13 protein-coding genes are annotated in these 16,093 nt (G+C 70.3%); 5 read left to right on the forward strand and 8 right to left on the reverse strand.

The genetic code is table 11. From position 1 onward, the window contains the following. Positions 1–99 precede the first annotated feature (99 nt). A complete protein-coding gene (locus D455_RS0119505) occupies positions 100–1,071 on the reverse strand; it encodes a hypothetical protein (protein ID WP_017572390.1) in 972 nt (323 codons plus the stop codon). Between the two features lie 178 nt (positions 1,072–1,249). Then, on the reverse strand, positions 1,250–2,524 hold the full coding sequence (locus D455_RS0119510; RefSeq protein ID WP_017572391.1) for a glutamate-5-semialdehyde dehydrogenase: 1,275 nt from the start codon (positions 2,522–2,524) through the stop codon (positions 1,250–1,252). A gap of 980 nt (positions 2,525–3,504) precedes the next feature. Here D455_RS0119510 and D455_RS31025 point away from each other — a divergent pair. The 3 genes from D455_RS31025 (at position 3,505) to D455_RS0119525 (ending at position 6,152) form a co-directional block, all read left to right on the forward strand. Further along, positions 3,505–4,437 carry a phenylacetate--CoA ligase family protein gene (locus D455_RS31025; RefSeq protein WP_017572393.1) on the forward strand — a complete coding sequence of 311 codons (933 nt, stop codon included), beginning with the start codon at positions 3,505–3,507 and terminating at the stop codon, positions 4,435–4,437. 148 nt (positions 4,438–4,585) lie between these two features. After that, entirely contained in the window at positions 4,586–5,548 is a 963-nt protein-coding gene (locus D455_RS0119520; RefSeq protein ID WP_017572394.1) for an aldo/keto reductase, read from the forward strand. A gap of 136 nt (positions 5,549–5,684) precedes the next feature. After that, positions 5,685–6,152 (forward strand): MarR family winged helix-turn-helix transcriptional regulator, encoded by a 468-nt coding sequence (locus D455_RS0119525; RefSeq protein ID WP_017572395.1) that lies wholly within the window; start codon positions 5,685–5,687, stop codon positions 6,150–6,152. Positions 6,153–6,453: 301 nt separating this feature from the next. On the opposite strand, the gene D455_RS0119530 is transcribed toward D455_RS0119525, so the two are convergent. The 5 genes from D455_RS0119530 to D455_RS0119550 form a co-directional block, all read right to left on the reverse strand. After that, a complete protein-coding gene (locus tag D455_RS0119530; RefSeq protein ID WP_017572396.1) occupies positions 6,454–7,503 on the reverse strand; it encodes a 3-oxoacyl-ACP synthase III family protein in 1,050 nt (349 codons plus the stop codon). A gap of 96 nt (positions 7,504–7,599) precedes the next feature. After that, positions 7,600–8,370 carry an HAD family hydrolase gene (locus D455_RS0119535; RefSeq protein ID WP_017572397.1) on the reverse strand — a complete coding sequence of 257 codons (771 nt, stop codon included), beginning with the start codon at positions 8,368–8,370 and terminating at the stop codon, positions 7,600–7,602. Further along, the gene (locus D455_RS0119540; protein ID WP_017572398.1) at positions 8,367–9,509 is read right to left on the reverse strand and encodes a ScbA/BarX family gamma-butyrolactone biosynthesis protein; all 1,143 of its coding nucleotides are present in this window, start codon (positions 9,507–9,509) and stop codon (positions 8,367–8,369) included. Before D455_RS0119540 ends, D455_RS0119535 begins: the two co-directional genes overlap by 4 nt. A gap of 240 nt (positions 9,510–9,749) precedes the next feature. Continuing rightward, positions 9,750–10,811, reverse strand: coding sequence for an aldo/keto reductase (locus D455_RS0119545; RefSeq protein WP_017572399.1), 1,062 nt, complete (start codon positions 10,809–10,811; stop codon positions 9,750–9,752). Positions 10,812–10,884: 73 nt separating this feature from the next. Beyond that, the gene (locus tag D455_RS0119550; protein ID WP_017572400.1) at positions 10,885–12,426 is read right to left on the reverse strand and encodes an MFS transporter; all 1,542 of its coding nucleotides are present in this window, start codon (positions 12,424–12,426) and stop codon (positions 10,885–10,887) included. 155 nt (positions 12,427–12,581) lie between these two features. Here D455_RS0119550 and D455_RS0119555 point away from each other — a divergent pair, with 155 nt between their 5' ends. Further along, entirely contained in the window at positions 12,582–14,219 is a 1,638-nt protein-coding gene (locus tag D455_RS0119555) for an FAD-dependent monooxygenase (protein ID WP_017572401.1), read from the forward strand. Between the two features lie 90 nt (positions 14,220–14,309). Here the strand turns inward: D455_RS0119555 and D455_RS0119560 are convergent, their stop codons facing one another. Beyond that, positions 14,310–15,533: an MFS transporter gene (locus D455_RS0119560; protein ID WP_241480282.1), complete on the reverse strand. Its 1,224-nt coding sequence runs from the start codon at positions 15,531–15,533 to the stop codon at positions 14,310–14,312. 240 nt (positions 15,534–15,773) lie between these two features. On the opposite strand from D455_RS0119560, the gene D455_RS0119565 reads away from it, so the two are divergent. Continuing rightward, positions 15,774–16,067 (forward strand): putative quinol monooxygenase, encoded by a 294-nt coding sequence (locus D455_RS0119565; RefSeq protein ID WP_017572403.1) that lies wholly within the window; start codon positions 15,774–15,776, stop codon positions 16,065–16,067. Positions 16,068–16,093: the final 26 nt, after the last annotated feature.

The raw sequence follows: 16,093 nt of genomic DNA on the forward strand, positions 1-16,093 counted from the left end.
CGGGTGCCGCGCGTGGCGTCCGTTGGGGGTGTGGCCCGCCGGGGCGCTGAGCGCGCCACGGCGGGCGGTGGCGGGTCAGGAGGCCCGGAAGGACGCCGCCTAGAAGGCGGGACCGGCGGCCATGGCCTCGTCGATGGTCTCGGCCCGGGCGCCCTCGACCTCCTCGACGAGGTCGTCCTCGTGGGCCTCGAACTCCTCGACCACGGGGGCGGAGAAGCTGCGCAGGGCGACCTCCTCGGTGAGGATGTCACCGCGGACGCGGTTGTTGTCACCGATCTGGGCGGTGGGGCTGTTGGCGGAGGTGGACAGGTCGCCACCGACGATGTTGTTGTCGATGTAGACGCCGCCGCTGACACCGGTGACGCTCAGGTCGCCGTCGACGTAGTTGAGGGAGGAGCAGAAGCCCTCCTGCTCGCCCGCACCGACCGCGACCGGACCGGAACCGCCGCTGTAGGTGGCGTCCCCGATGACCTCGCTGTCGCAGAGGATGCCGCCGCTGGCCGGGTTGCTGACCGTCAGCGCGCCGCGCACCGCGGTGTCGTAGATGTCGACGTACTCGACACCGTCGGCCTTGACCTGGCCGCCGATCTGCGACCCGGAGACGTAGACGGCCCCGACCTGGGCGTTGATGTTGCGGACGGAGGAGTCGACCACGTAGGCGAACCCGTCGGTGTTGCCGCCCTCGACCGGGACGGTGCGCAGGGCGGCGCCGGCGGAGCTCTCCTGCATGTAGGTGCCGTAGGAGCCGCGGTTGACCACGCGGTCTCCGACGGAGCTCTCCTGGGAGTCGAAGTAGGCGTCCTTCTGGACGGTCACCCTGCCCTCGATCTCACCACCGACGATGTGCAGGTTGGCTCCCTGGCGGACGGTGACGTCGCCCTGGATGACCGTTCCGTCAAGGAAGCAGCTCTCGCCGGCGGGGACCGCGAGGTCCGTGGGCAGGGTGATCGCACCGCCATGACCCGAGCAGAGGGTGACCAGGTCGGCCTGGGCGGGGGAGGCCATCAGCGTGACACCACCGACGGCCAGGGTGGTCGTGGCGATGGCCGCGACCTTGCTCCGGAGCTTCATCTCGGGGGGATTCCTTTCGTTGTGACCGTGGGGGCGGCGCTCCGAGGGATGCGGGAGAGCGCCGTGAGACACCACAGTGAAATTACCGACCAGCCGTCGCTTTGGGAATACGTCCTAGAAGAAGATTCGCTTCTGTCCAGGTTTCCGGCGGGAAAACGATTCAGATGCCAACGGACGGTCACCTGAGGTGGCCGTCGCCGGTCACCACGTACTTGGTGGAGGTCATCTCGGTGAGGCCCATCGGCCCTCTGGCGTGCAGTTTCTGGGTGGAGATACCGATTTCGGCGCCGAAGCCGAACTCGCCGCCGTCGGTGAAGCGCGTCGAGGCGTTGACCATGACCGCGGCGGAGTCGACCCGGGAGACGAAGTACCGGGAAGCCCTCAGCGAGTCGGTGACGATCGCCTCGGTGTGCTGGGTGGAGTACCTGCGGATGTGCGCGAGCGCCTCGTCGATGTCCGGCACCACCCGGACGGCCAGGTCCATGGACAGGTACTCGGTCGCCCAGTCCTCCTCGGTGGCCTCGACCACCTCGGCCCCGGTCGCGTGCGCTGCGGCGATCTCCATCACCCGGGGGTCTCCGTGCGCGGTCACACCGCTCTCCGCCAGGGACTCCAGCAGGCGCGGCAGGAACGCCTCGGCGATCGCCTCGTGCACCAGCAGGGTCTCGGCGGAGTTGCACACCGAGCAGCGCTGCGCCTTGGCGTTGGTGGCGATGGCCACCGCCTTGTCGACGTCGGCGTCGGCGTCCACGTAGACGTGGCACAGGCCCTCGCCGGTCTCGATGACGGGCACGGTGGAGTCGCGGACCACGGCCTGGATGAGGGAGCCGCCGCCGCGCGGGATGAGTACGTCCACCAGACCGCGCGCCCGCATGAGCGCGGTGGAGGACTCGCGGGTGCGGCCGGGCACCATCTGGATGGCGTCCACCGGAACCTCGGTGCCCTCCAGGGCGTCCCGCAGGATGCCGACGATCGCGGTGTTGGAGGAGTAGGCGGAGGACGATCCGCGCAACAGGGCGGCGTTGCCGCTCTTGAGGCACAGGGCGGCGGCGTCCACGGTGACGTTGGGGCGCCCCTCGTAGATGATGCCGATGACACCGAGCGGCACCCGGATCTGGCGCAGGTCCAGTCCGTTGGGCAGTACGGACCCGCGTACGGACTCGCCGACCGGGTCGGGGAGCTCGACGATCTCGCGGACGGCGTCGGCGATGGCCTCGATCCGCCGCGGGGTGAGGGTGAGACGGTCGATCATGGCCGGACTGGTGCCCTCCTCGCGGGCACGCGCCACGTCCTCGGCGTTGGCCGTGGTGATCTCGTCGGTCCGCTTGACCAGGGCGTCGGCGATCGCCAGCAGCGCGGCGTCCTTCACCGACCGGCTGAGCGGGGCGAGGTCGGCCGCCGCGTCCCTGGCCCGCCCGGCTACCGCGTGGACCTCGCGCTCGATGTCACTCATGGGTGTTCTCTCTTGGTTGGGAAGCCATCCCGGCGTACCCGCCCTGCGGCGTCGAAGGGTGTCGAGGGTCATGCGCCGGGGTGAACGCTTCCAGCGTATAGCTCAGCACCGCCGGAAAAGCGGTTGTCCACAGCCGGAACCACGGCGTCGTGAACCCTTCCGCGAGACCGGGGCCGGACCCGTCCGCCCGGTATCGCCCCCCCGGGCCGTGGAAGGACCCTGGACCGGCTCGCAACGTAAGCCACATGTGCATCTTCATCCCCTACCGAAACACTGCGAACGGACCCGTTCCCGCAGGTGGTACCGGGTACCGGATGCGCCCCCGCACCCTCCGCGACGCGCGTGACGAAGGCCACACTTCGACGCCGGATCGCGCACCCGCACCCATATCCCCCTGACCCCCGGACATCACCTTCGGCATCCGCACCGTCACACGATTACCGTAGGCCTTTGTCGAATTGTTCTGCTTTACTGTGCGAGTGAGTTCGCCCCAGCCCTGACGGCCACTTATGAAGAACTTTCGGACTTTCCCCGACGTCCGAATTCATTACGTCACCGCAAGGCAGTCCAGACTCGAAAGCGACAGAGCTCTGGAGCAACCCGGAATGCGAGAGCGACGATGACACAGACACTGCGGGCGGGAGAAGGCGGCAGCGACACCAGAGGGCTCGCCGGGGCCCTGGAGCAGCTCGCGAGGATACCGGTGATGCGCGAGAAGTACCGCGGGTACAGGTGCCGGCCGACGCTCCTGGAGGATCTTCCCACCCTCACCAGGGACGAGCTCGGCGAGGCGATCGACACCCTGATACGTGAGGATCCCGGATCCCTCGCCCGGGCCTCGCTGCACATCATGGGGGGCACCACGTCGACGATGCACCTGGGCGCGTCACCGGCGGACCTCCACCTGGAGGAGATCGCCCCCCCACGTCCGCCCCTTCGAGCCGGGCGACGTCCTCGCCAGCCTGAGCACGCCCTTCCACATGCGCTCCTCACACGACCTGCACAACGCCCTCGCCGCACGGGCGGGCGTTCCCACGCTGTCCCTGGACGCCCCCACCGACCAGATGATCAGCCCCTACCTCGACCTCTTCGAGGAGCGGGGCGTCACCGCCCTGGCCACCACCCTCGACACGGTCCGTCGCATCCTGCGCTTCTGCGTCTCCTCGGGGCGCCGGCTGGACTTCCTGCGCAAGGTGGTCTGGAGCGGCCCGGCCCTGGACTCCCCCGGCCACGGCCTGCTCCGCGACCACTTCCCCCATCTGCGGACCTGGTCGCTGTTCGGATCACCGGAGACGTGGATCATCGGGCACAGCGGCCCCCACTGCGCCAACGACACCGTCCACCTGTTACCCCACCAGCACACGGAGATCCTCAACGGCCGGATGCTGGTGACCATCACCCATCCCGGGGCGATCTTCCCGCTCCTGCGCTACGAGACGGGGGTCGCCGCGGAGTGGACCCTGTGCCCGTGCGGGACCCCGGGCCCCGCGGTGCGCACGCACAGCCGCATCGACGCTCCCCTGGACCCGCTGAGCCACCTCGTCTCCCCCGCCGACCTGGCCACCCTGGCCCTCCAGACCGAACTCGTGGACGCGGCCCAGGTCGTGGTGATGGATCCGCACACGGAGGACGAGCGTCTGCACCTGCGCGTGCGCCTGCGGCCCGGCGTCTCCTGCGACCTCTACACGGCCGAGTGGATACGCCATCACGTGATGTCCGGATGCCTGGCGTTGTCCGACGCGATCGAGGACATGCCCGAGCGCTTCGAGGTCGTCGTCTCCCAACGCCTCCTGTCCGAGGGCGACGGGGGCGAGGCCCCCACCCTGGTGGTCCGAGAGGGCGGCGCCCAGCGCACCAGGGGTGGTCTTCCCCCGCTGACCAGGAGGGACCTTTCCACACCCAGCCTCCACTAGGGCACTCCACCTCTTCCTTTGATCTGATATACGATCTAAATAAGGTCTCTTATGGTACGTTGATTCCTGGCACTTCGACATGGCCGGGCCCGTCGGGACGTCCGGCACACCGGGGTGCCGGGCACGACGACGACCACAGGAGGCACACATGCGGACCATCCCGCTGACCACCGACGGCCCCACGGTGTCCGTCCAGGGGCTCGGATGTATGGGCATGAGCGAGTTCTACGGCTCCGGAGACGACTCCGAGTCCGCGGCGACCCTGCACCACGCCCTCGACCTGGGCGTCAACTTCCTCGACACGGCCGACATGTACGGCCACGGGGCCAACGAGGAGCTCGTGGGCAAGGTGGTCCGCGAGCGCCGCGACGAGGTCGTGCTCGCGACGAAGTTCGCCATCGTCCGCGACCGCGCGACCGGCGCCCGCGAGCTGCGCGGAGACCCGGAGTACGTGCGCTCGGCCTGCGACGCGAGCCTGGCCCGCCTCGGCATCGACACGATCGACCTGTACTACATGCACCGCCGCGACACGTCGGTGCCCATCGAGGAGACCGTGGGGGCGATGGCCGACCTGGTCGCCCGGGGCAAGGTCCGCCGCCTGGGGTTGTCCGAGGTGAGCGGCGACGAGATCCGCGCCGCCCACGAGGTCCACCCGATCACCGCCGTACAGACCGAGTACTCCCTGTGGACCCGCCATGTCGAGGACGAGGTCCTGCCGGTCTGCCGCGAACTGGGCATCGCCTTCGTCCCCTACTCCCCGCTGGGGCGGGGCTTCCTCACCGGTGCCGTGACCTCGGCGGAGAACCTGTCAGCCGACGACTTCCGTCGCGGCCAGCCCCGCTTCTCCGGGGAGAACGCCGAGCGCAACAGGAGGATCCTTCCGCTCATCCAGCGGGTGGCCGACGCCCACGGAGCCACCAAGGGCCAGGTGGCCCTGGCCTGGGTGCACGCCCAGGAGAAGCGGTGGGGGCTGCCCGTCGTCCCGATCCCGGGGACGAAGCGCCGCGCACGCCTGGACGAGAACGTCCGCGGGGCCGAACTCGAACTGACCGCCGACGACCTCGCCACCCTGGACACCGTCGCCGACGCCGTCGTCGGCGACCGATACTGACGGTCGACGCACTCCGCCACGGCCGACGGAGGATCCGGTCCACGCCGTGCCCGAGACGAACCACCCCACGGTTCCCGCACTGTTCACACAGGTGGCGGCGCACGGAGGGATAAGTATCCTGATATACGATCCTCAGATGACCCAGCTTCCCATGGACCGTCGGATAGGACACCACCTCAAACGTGCCGAGCAGGAGCTGATAGCCGCCAAGCACGCGGTCCTACGTCAGTTCAACCTCTCCGTTCCCCAGTACACGGTGCTGCTCGTCCTGTCTGAGGAACCGGGTCTGTCTGGCGCGATCCTGGCCCGCCGGTGCCTGGTCACACCCCAGACCATGTCGTCGGTCCTGGCCACCCTGAGCAGGCGTGAGCTGATCGAACGCAAGCCGCACCCCCTCCACTCCCACATCCTGGAGACCTGTCTCTCCGCCTCGGGCCGCGCCCTGCTCCAGGAGGCCGACGACGTCGCGGTCCAGGTGGAGAGACGGTTGAGCGACGCCTTCACCGACGACGAGGAGAAGGAGTTCGTGCGTCTGCTCAACAAGTGCGCCGAAGCGGCCGCGGAGGCTCGTACCCAACTGCCGGAGCAGTTGGACGAGACCTGAGCGTGTCCGCCCGTCGCCGGAGGGACGCCGGGGTTCCCGATTCATGACGTACACCGGGTCCGGGCCATTCCCTTTCCGAAATGGCCCTCTCCCCGGGGCGCGTCCCTCGGTCTTCGACGGCGCCGCCGGACAGGGAAGGGAAACGGACTCCACGCCCTTCTCCGGTGCACCATTGCGGGCCTCGGGCCGGAGGGCCGGGGAATTCCCACGGTCTTCCTCCGGTGCGTTCATGTAATCTCTCCGGAATCTCGTCAGGGCCCTCCCCGGCTCTCGGGGAGGGCCCCTCCACTCCGCCGTTCCCTCAGGCCGGGGCGTGGCCCGCGAGCGCGGCGTCCACCGTCCGGGGCTCGCCCCTCCCGCCCCGGAGGGCCGGAGTCCAGCGCACCAGCGCCAGTCCGATACTCATGCCCCCGCCGAACCCGGCCAGGAGCACCAGATCGTCCGCCCTGAGCGCCCCGGCCCCACTCACCGTGTCCAAGGCGATCGGAATGGACCCGGCGCCGGTGTTGCCCTGGGTCTCGACGGTCAGGTGCATACGTGTGTAGTCGAGTCCGACCGACGGCCAGATGTCGCCGAGCATGGCGCCGTTGGCCTGGTGGGGTACGAAGTGGTGCACCTCGTCGGCGGCCACCCCCAGTCCGTCGAGCATCCGACCGACCGCCTGGGGAAGCTGCCGGGTGACGTAGTCGCGCACCCCCCGGCCCTCCATCCTGAAGTGGTGCTCCCCCTGCTCCAGGGTCCGCGCGGAGGCCGGGAGCCGGGAGCCCCCGGCGGGCACCCGGATCAGCCCGTGGTGGTCTCCGTCGGTGGACAACTGGGTGCCGAGCACGCCGTCCCACCCGAGGCCCGGCCCCAGCACCACCGCGCCGGCTCCGTCCCCGAACAGCGGTGCCGTCCTCCGGTCGCCGTAGTCGAGGATGCGGGAGTAGATGTCCGCACCGACGACCAGGGCGTAGGAGTCCTCCTGTGCCCGTAGCAGGTTCTCGGCCACCGCGAGGGCGAAGACGAAGCCGCTGCACACCGCGTTGACGTCGAACGCGGCGGCCCGGTCGGCGCCGAGCAGGTGCTGGGTGATGCTCGCGGTGGCGGGCTGCGGGTGGTCCGGCGTGGACGTGGCGACGATGACGTAGGCCAGTCGGTCGGCGGGGATCCCCGCCCGGGCCAGCGCCCGGCGTCCGGCCTCGGCCGCGAGGTCGGACGTGGCCTGGTCCGGGGCCGCACGCCTGCGTTCACGGATCCCGGTCTTACGGAGTATCCACTCCTCGGTCACACCCGTGGTCCGGGCGATCTGATCGTTGCCGACCACCTCGGCAGGCAGGTACGAACCCGTACCCATGATGGCGATGGACATGTGCGCACACGGTGCGCGGGTCCCGGCTTCTCCGGTCACCCGGGCACCGTTCCTCCTCACTGTGTCGTCTTGCGGGCCGCACTTCGTCGCCCGCGCTCAGGCCGTCGTCGGCACCCGGGACGGAATCTCGTCGGGTACACCAGCCACCTGGTTCCGGAACACCGGCGGCGGTTCCAGCGACCGGGGGATCCGCGCCCACCCGTGGACGTGCGCGTGTTCGTTCAGCACCGGGTCGTCACCGACCACGTGGGGAGCGCCCACCGCCTTGAGCAGGGACAGGTCGCTGGCGTGGTCGCCGTAGGCCGAGCAGCGTCCGGGCTCCGCGCCGAGCAGCGCCATGGCCGTGCGCGCGACGGCTCCCTTGGTCTCGCCGATCACCGGAACCAGGACCTCGCCGGTCAGGCGTCCGACGCGCACCACGGGTCGGGTACCCAGCGTCCAGTGCGCTCCGACGGCCTCGCTGACGGGCTCCAGGCAGCCGAAGAACGATCCGGAGACCAGGACGACCAGCTCTCCGCGTGCCCGGTGGTGGTGCAGCCGTTCCAGTACCGGGGAGTGCCAGAAGCCGGGGTCCCGGGCGGCCTCGGCGAACCACTCCCGGCCGAGCGACCGCAGGCGGCGCACCGACTCCCCTCGCAGGAGGCGGTAGTAGAGGCGGTTGACCTCCTCGCGGGGCAGGCCCCGCCGTGCCGCCCCGCGGAGCTGGGCCGCGGCGCGCTCGTAGGTGCCCGGGGGCCGGAAGTCGTTACGGAGGTAGAACTCCAGGAAGGAGAACATGCTCTTGGGGCCGATGAGCGTCTCGTCGACGTCGAAGAAGGCGATTCCGGGGGGAGCCCCCACCCCCTGTGTGCCGTCGGCGGACCTCACGCGGTCCCCCTCCCCCACCGGCCGTGGCCGCGGTGGGCGGCGACGAGCTCGGGCAGGTGGAGCGTTCCGACCACGACACGGGCGATCGTCTCCTCCTGCTGACGCACGTCCACGTCCACGAGCACCGGCTCGGCGGCGCTCCGCTCGGAACGGGACCGGTACTCCACCGTTCCGCCCTGGGTGTAGTACACGTCGTCATCCCCGCCCTCGGCGGAGCGGACCCCGGTCCTGATGTCGGTGCGCGGCTCCAGTTCGCCGAACCGGACGAACTCCGCCTCCATCCGGAACGGGAAGGCCTTGGCCGGCGACATGCCCCAGCCCTCCAGTACGGAGTTGAGGGCGGCCTGCCGCGCGGCCTCCACCAGGACCATGCCCGGAAGGTGGTCCTGGGGGTGGTCGAACAGACTCGGGTGGTGGGGCAGCACGCGCAGCGACGCGCCCACCCCGTCGCCCTCGCCGGTCAGCCCCGCCAGGACGACGTTGTCGGCACTGGAACGGCCGACCAGGTAGGGCGCGGGGACCTCTCCGACGAGGGGGAAGGCGACCGTGTCGGTGGTTCCGAACGGCCGTCCGTTCCGGTTCCCCATGCGGAGGGCGTGGTAGCCGTCGGCGTCCTTGAAGCGCAGTCCGACGCTGGCCGTACCCACCTCCGCCCCCGAGACGAAGAGGCGGAACCGGGCGTCGTATCCCCGTACCCGGCCGTCCCTGACCTTCTTGTTCCCGATCGAGCACAGAGCGGTGAGCGGGCAGGGGGAGGCGCCGACCCGGAGACGGTCGGGGTGGGTGATGTCCACGCTCAGCGTGGTGAGCACGAACTTGTGGTCGAAGGGAACCCCGTAGTGGGTGTGGGCGATGGCCAGCCCCATCTGTCGGCACGCCTCCAGCAGGAGCACCGGGTCGTACAGCCTGGGCTGGAGCAGGTGGTCCCCGAAGTAGGCGTGGGAACGGGGCAGTTGCGCGGCCGCCGCGTGGGCGTCCGCGCCCAGGGGCTGGGTGTCGGTGACGAAGACCTCGGCCAGGGACTCCCTGTGCACGAAACTGCGGTCGATGGTGCGTGCGAAGCCGAGCTTGGGATCGTCGGCACCCTCCTCGACCCTGGGCTGGGAGAGGAGGGGTGGTGTGGATCCTGACATCTGCATGCTCCTGACATTCCTCGGTCTCTGTGGGGTTCCTGCTTTCGCGGACTCCGGTCCGGCCCTGGTCGGGCCGGACTCCGCCGCACAGACGTGGTCAGGGACTGTTGCCGGTCCGGTGGCGGGACGCGCGACGGTGGGCGACCCCGCGGAGGGGGTGGGGGGTGCCCTCCCCGGCGGCGCGGGGACGCGGCCCGCGTGACGGGCCCGCCGGGGAGGGTGGTTCGGGCGATCCGGTGGCGCTGGTTACGGGTAGACGTCTCCGGGAACCCTGCGGTCGGCACCGACGGTGCGGATGTGCCAGTAGGGGTAGGGGGCGGGGACCTCGCTGACCGCGTCGAGGCGTGCCACCTCCTCCTCCGTGAGCGTCCACTCCATCGTGGCCAGGTTGTCGCTCAGCTGGTGGGGCTTGCTGGCGCCGATGACCGCCGAGGTGACACCCGGCTTGGCGAGCAGCCAGTTCAGCGCCACCTGGGCGACGCTGGCCTCACGCCGGGCCGCGATCCGGCGCATCTCGTCGACGATGTCGAAGGCCTGTTCCTCGTCGGTGAGGGGTGCGGACTCGGCGGCCGTGGCGTTCGCCAGGCGGCTGCCCTCGGGGCGCTCCCCCCGCTCGTACTTGCCGGTGAGGAAGCCTCCGGCCAGGGGACTCCACGCGGTGACGCCGACCTTCTGGTCGACGGCCAGGGGGATGATCTCCCGCTCCAGGTCGCGTGCGGCCAGGTTGTAGTAGCCCTGGTAGCAGACGAACCGGGTCAGACCGCGCCGCTCGGAGACCGACAGGGCCTTCATCAGGTGCCAGGCGGCGAAGTTGGACACCCCGACGTAGCGGACCTTGCCCGCGGTGACGAGGTCGTCGAGGGCGCGGAGGGTCTCGTCCAGCGAGGTGCGGGGGTCGAAACCGTGGATGTGGTAGAGGTCGATGTGGTCGGTGTCCAGCCGTCGCAGGCTCGCTTCCACGGCGGCGAACAGGTGGTGGCGTGAGGCCCCCAGGTCGTTGGGGTCGTCGGTGATGCGCCACCGCCCCTTGGTGCCGATCACGACCCGGTCGCGCACCTTCTTGAGCGCCGCTCCCAGGAACTCCTCGCCCATGCCGTTCTTGTAGACGTCGGCGGTGTCGAAGAAGTTGATCCCCGCGTCCAGAGCGGTGTTGATCAGCGCGAAGACGTCGTCCTCGGGGACCGTGCCGAACTCGGCCCAGTCCTTGTCCGGGGCTCCCAGGAACTTCGCGCTCCCGCCGAAGTTGAACGAGCCGTAGTAGAGTTCGGACACCGAGAGCCCGGTGTCTCCCAGATAGCGGTACCTCATGTGTGTCTCCAGTCGTCGGTGTGGATGTGCGTGGATCGGCGGATGCGCCGGGTGGGCGGGGGACCGGAGCCCGTCAGGACCGGCGGAGCTCGCGCTCCCTGATGACGAGGAAGGTCACCAGCGCCCCGGCCAGGGCCAGTACTGCCAGGCCCAGGAACGTGATGTGCATGGCGGAGGTCAGGCTCTCCGTGATCGCGGCCAGGGAGGCCTCCCGCTGTTCGGCGGGGAACTGGGCCAGGGCCGACTCCAGCCGCCCCTGGGTGGCCTCACCCGCCAGCGCCCTCTCCTGCTCGACCGTCGCGCCGAAGGGCAGGTCGAGGGTGCTCAGTGAGAGGCTGGCCAGCAGGGATCCCGCTCCCGCGATGGCGACCCCCTCGCCGGTGATGCGCATGGTGTTGAAGATCCCCGAGGCCATCCCGGCGCGTTCGACCTCCACCGTGCTGACGGCGGCGTTGTCCATGACGCCGAACGCGCTGCCCACCCCGGTCCCGAACACGGCCAGGGGCGCGATGAGCGCGGTCCAGGACTGGCCCGGTTCGAGGGTGATCAGCCACAGCGATCCCCCCGCGATCAGGAGGGAGCTGACGGCGAGCATCAGACGCAGGGGGACCCGCGTGGCGATCTGTCCGGCCAGCATCGGCAGGGTCAGGACCGGGAGGGTCAGGGGAAGCAGCAGGGCCCCGGCCCCGACCGCGCCGAAGCCCCCGACGCCCTGGAAGTAGGGCGGCAGGTAGACCAGCAGGACCACGAAGCCGAAGGTGATCGTGAAGGGCTGGCACACGACCACGACGAAGGTGGGGCGCCGGAACAGCGAGAGGTCGAACATGGGCCGGCGCACACGGGACTCCACGGCGACGAAGGCCGCGAGGAAGACGAGGAAGCCGACCGCCGCACCGATCGCGCCGGGGCTGAGCCAGCCGTTCTCCGCTCCCTGCACGAAGGCGAGGGAGAGCAGGAACAGGCTGGCGCTGAAGGTGATGACGCCTCCCCAGTCCACGGTGGTGGCCCCGGGATCGCGTGACTCGCGGACGGCGCGTACCAGGACCAGCACGACGAGTCCGAGGACGACGTTCATCAGGAACACGGCCCGCCAGTTGAGGGTGTTCACCAGCAGACCGGCGACCAGCGGGCCCAGCGCCAGGCCGAAGCCGAAGGAGGAGCCCAGGACGCCGAAGGCCCGGGCCCGGGCGGCTCCACGAAAGGCGTCGGCGAAGATGGCGGCGCCGCTGGTCATGATGCCCGCGGCGCCGATGCCCTGGATTCCGCGCGCGATGTCGATGACGAGGATGTCGGAGGACAGCCCGATGAGGGCCGACATCGACGCGAACACCAGAACGCCCACGATGAGGACGCGTCTGCGGCCGAACCGGTCGGCCAGCCCGCCCGCCGCCAGCATGAAGGCGGCGAAGGTGACGTTGTAGGCGTTCTGCACCCACTGGGCCGCCCCGACACTCGCGTCGAGGTCGGCCGCGAGCTGTGTGAGCGCCACCGCCGGGGCGGTGACGGCAAGCGGCAGCATCACGCTGGCCAGGGCGACGGCCACCAGGGTGGCCGCCCCCCGTCCGCCGGCCAGGGAGGTGCCACTCTCCCTCTGGCCCCTCGTGTCGGTCGCCATATCCGCTCCTACCTATCGGCCTCTTACTATGATCCCTTCTCGGATGAAGATAAGCTATCTTATGGTCATCGTCAATCTTATATAGCCCTGTGAACCCGAAGACCGCGGCTCCTCACCGGGACCGCGGCGCCCACCACAGACCGGAGTTGATCGGAATGCCGTTGACCAGTGAGGACATCCGCCCACTTCCCGACACCGGGGGCTCCGCCGAACCAGCGGAGGTCCTGGTGGTCGGGTCCGGACCGACCGGGCTGACCGCCGCGTGCGAGCTTCTTCGGCGGGGAGTACGCGCACGGCTCATCGACCGGGCGGAGGAGCCCTCCCCCTTCCCCAAGGCACTGCTCCTGTGGCCGCGAACGCTCGACCTGCTGGAGGACCTGGGCGCCCTCACCTCCGCCAGGGAGGCGGGCGTAGACATCCGCAGGTTCCGCTACTACTCCTCCGGCGAACCGCTGGTGTCGTTCGACTTCCCCGAGCACCTGGCGCCCCTGTGCCTACCCCAGAACGAGACCGAGCGCGTCCTCACCGCACGCCTTCTGAGCCTCGGCGGGCGCGTCGAACGCGGGGTACGGCTGCTGGCGTTCGACGGCATGGACTTCTCCGGGGACATCACCGCGACCGACGGGGTCACCGCCGTCCTGGAACACGCCGACGGCACGGTGGAGCGCTACCGCGCCCCCTACGTCCTGGGCGCCGACGGAGCGGGCAGTGCCGTCCGCGCGCAGATCGGCACGGGCTTCGGGGGCGGCACCTACACCTCGGCCTTCGCCCTCGTGGACTGCCGTGTCGAGGGCGAGCTGCCGCCGGACGAGGCCCTGTACTACCAGTCCCCCGAAGGCGCCCTGGTCGTCGTGGCCCTGCCGAACGGGGTGTTCCGCTTCTTCGCCAGTCTGCCTCCCGGGGAGAAGGCGGACCTGGAGCTCCTCCAACGGATCGCCGACGAGCAGGGGCCGGGCGGGGTCCGCCTGGTGGACCCGGTGTGGGAGACGGTCTTCCGGGTGCACCGCAGGCACGCCGAGGAGTTCCAACGCGGACGGGTGTTCCTGGCGGGGGACGCGGCACACATCCACAGTCCGGCGGGCGGTCAGGGGCTCAACACGGGGATGCAGGACGCGCAGAACATCGCCTGGAAGCTGGCGGAGGTGGTCAACGGGCGGGCCCCGCACAGCCTTCTGTACACGTACCAGGAGGAGCGCCGGGACGTGGCCAGGCAGGTGGTACGCGACACCGACATCCAGACCCGGGGCTGGATGGTCCGTCACCCGTTGCAGACCAGGCTGCGCGACACCGCCTACCGCGCCCTGCGTCCGAGCCTGGAGCGCCACTACCTGCCGGTCATGGCCGGCTACCGCTTCCGTTACTCCCCCGCGCGCGGCACCCAGGAACCGGCGTGGCCCGCCTCCTGCCACGCGACCGGGCTGCTGGCGGGGGCCACACGCGTCGGACACGCCCTACCGCGTGCGCTCGCGACCGCACTGGGTATCGGTGGAGCCCCCTCGGCGGGGGAGGAGGCCGCTCCCGTACCGGGCTGGGTCCTCGCGGTCAGCGGCGGCCCCGACCTGACCGAGAGGTTGGCACGGACCGTCGCGAACCGGCCCGGGATCGCCGTACGGGAACTGACCGCCCATGACGCCAGGGAGCACCGCCTGTGCCCCCAGCCCGGTTACCACCTGGTCCGTCCCGACGGTTACGTCGCCGCACACGGGCACCGGTCCGACGGCAGACGGCTGCGCGCGGAGCTCAACGCCCACCTCGGCCGCGCGGCCCGGACGGTCGCCACCGCGGTGCGCTGAGCCTCCCCGGCGCCCCCACGGGGCGCCGGAAACGGCGGCGGGGTACCGGCCGGCGGGCCGGTACCCCGTTTCGTGACCGCGACGGTCGTGTCACCTTCCCGCGCCGGTGGCCTCCGCCGTCGCCTCCCCGCGGTCGAGGACCTTGCGGTCGCGGCTGACCAGGAGCCCCACGACGAGCTCGATCGGGGCGAGCACGACGAGCAGAACCAGAGCGGGGGTCCAGCTGCCCGTGGCCGACCCGATCAGGCCGAACAGGAGCGGACCGCAGACGGCGCCCACGCAGTAGCCGACCGTCTGCACCATGCCCGACAGCTGGGCGGCGACGCCCGGGTTGGGGGAGCGCAGGCCGATGAAGGCCATCGCCATCGAGAACCCGCCACCCAGGGCGAGGCCGAGGACCACGGACCAGACCAGCGCCGCCTCGGGAGCGACGATGAGTCCGACGTTGGCGACGGCTCCCAGGACGACGATGGTCGTGATGACCACGGCCGGACGCACCCGCCCGGACAGCACGGGGGCCAGTACGGCGGCGGGGATGCTCACCAGCATGCACAGGGAGAGCAGCCCTCCCTCCTCGGCGACCCCGCGGTCGGCGAGCAGGGTGGGCAGCCAGCCGAGCGCGGTGAAGAAGGCCAGGGCACGCAGGCCGAGGTAGATCGTGGCCTGCCAGGCGACCGGGTCGCGCAGGAGGGCGCCGAACTGGGACGGGGGCGCACTGGCGGCCTGGGGCCGTCCCTGCCCCAGCGCCAGCGGGATCCACACGACCAGGGCGACGACCGCCAGCGCCGCCCAGACGAACAGGGCGGTGGGCCACTCGGCGCCGAGGGCGTCGCGCAGCGGAACGGTCACACCGGAGGACAGGGCCGCGCCACCGCTGAGGACCGCGGTGGAGATGCCCGTGAAGAGCCTGATCCGGTCGGGGAAGGCGTTCTTGATGACCGCCGGGATCAGGACGTTGCCGATGGCCAGCCCGGCACCCGCCAGAACGGTCCCGGCGAACAGCGCGGGAACCGTGGGCACGAACCGGACGGCCAGGCCGACGATGAGCAGGAAGAGGGCCAGGACGACGGCGTTGTTGACGCCCATCCTGCGGGCGAACGCCGGAGCGAGCAGGGCGAAGGCTCCCAGGCACAGGACCGGGAGCGTGGTGAGCAGGCTGACCGCCGCCCCGGACAGTCCCAGGTCGTCCTGGATCTGCCTGAGGAGTGGGGACACGCTGCCGATGGCGGGACGGAGATTGATCGCGAGCAGAACCAACCCCACGGCCGTCCACAACAGGTTGGACGTCGCGCGGACGTTGCGAGGGTCTTGCACCACTGGTTCCTCATTCACGGTGTTGGAGGATGTCAGCGACTTAACGTAAGACACAGGCCTCACGGAGGGAAGGCCTCTCATTTCCATATGAGAGCGACTGAGACACCAAACCCTGTCAAGCATAAGGTATCGTATATCCCGCACCGGTCGGATGCACATCCCTACGGAGCGTCAGAACGCGTGCCGGGTGCGGGCAGCCGCCGCGCACACGACCCCCGATCCCCAGCCGGAAGGAAAGCCGTGGCCTACCACATCTCCGTCAAGTTCGACGTTCCCGCCGATCACCGCGAGGAGTTCATCGCCGCCGCCCTGGAGGACGGCCGCAACTCGAACAGGGACGAGCCCGGGACGCTGACCTTCAACCTCATCGAGGACGAGGAGGTCGCCAACCGCTTCTACCTGATCGAGTCCTACACGGACGAGGACGCCTTCCAGGCGCACTGCGACGGCCCCCACTTCAAGAAGTTCTTCGAGATCCTGGGCACCTGGGACCAGCAGGGACCGGAGTGGCTGGTGCGCGGCACCCAGCTCTAGATGAGTGAGTCCGATGTCTTCAGTGG

Origin of the sequence: Nocardiopsis halotolerans DSM 44410 (assembly GCF_000341065.1) — a bacterium.
Lineage (GTDB): Bacteria > Actinomycetota > Actinomycetes > Streptosporangiales > Streptosporangiaceae > Nocardiopsis > Nocardiopsis halotolerans.

Excerpts from the sequence above, each read along its gene's own strand:
- D455_RS0119540 (WP_017572398.1), bottom strand. The coding sequence starts at position 9,509 with ATGCAGATGTCAGGATCCACACCACCCCTCCTCTCCCAGCCCAGGGTC.
- D455_RS0119510 (WP_017572391.1), bottom strand. The coding sequence starts at position 2,524 with ATGAGTGACATCGAGCGCGAGGTCCACGCGGTAGCCGGGCGGGCCAGG.
- D455_RS0119555 (WP_017572401.1), top strand. The coding sequence starts at position 12,582 with ATGCCGTTGACCAGTGAGGACATCCGCCCACTTCCCGACACCGGGGGC.
- D455_RS0119525 (WP_017572395.1), top strand. The coding sequence starts at position 5,685 with ATGACCCAGCTTCCCATGGACCGTCGGATAGGACACCACCTCAAACGT.
- D455_RS0119545 (WP_017572399.1), bottom strand. The coding sequence starts at position 10,811 with ATGAGGTACCGCTATCTGGGAGACACCGGGCTCTCGGTGTCCGAACTC.
- D455_RS0119520 (WP_017572394.1), top strand. The coding sequence starts at position 4,586 with ATGCGGACCATCCCGCTGACCACCGACGGCCCCACGGTGTCCGTCCAG.
- D455_RS0119530 (WP_017572396.1), bottom strand. The coding sequence starts at position 7,503 with ATGTCCATCGCCATCATGGGTACGGGTTCGTACCTGCCTGCCGAGGTG.
- D455_RS31025 (WP_017572393.1), top strand. The coding sequence starts at position 3,505 with ATGCGCTCCTCACACGACCTGCACAACGCCCTCGCCGCACGGGCGGGC.
- D455_RS0119505 (WP_017572390.1), bottom strand. The coding sequence starts at position 1,071 with ATGAAGCTCCGGAGCAAGGTCGCGGCCATCGCCACGACCACCCTGGCC.
- D455_RS0119550 (WP_017572400.1), bottom strand. The coding sequence starts at position 12,426 with ATGGCGACCGACACGAGGGGCCAGAGGGAGAGTGGCACCTCCCTGGCC.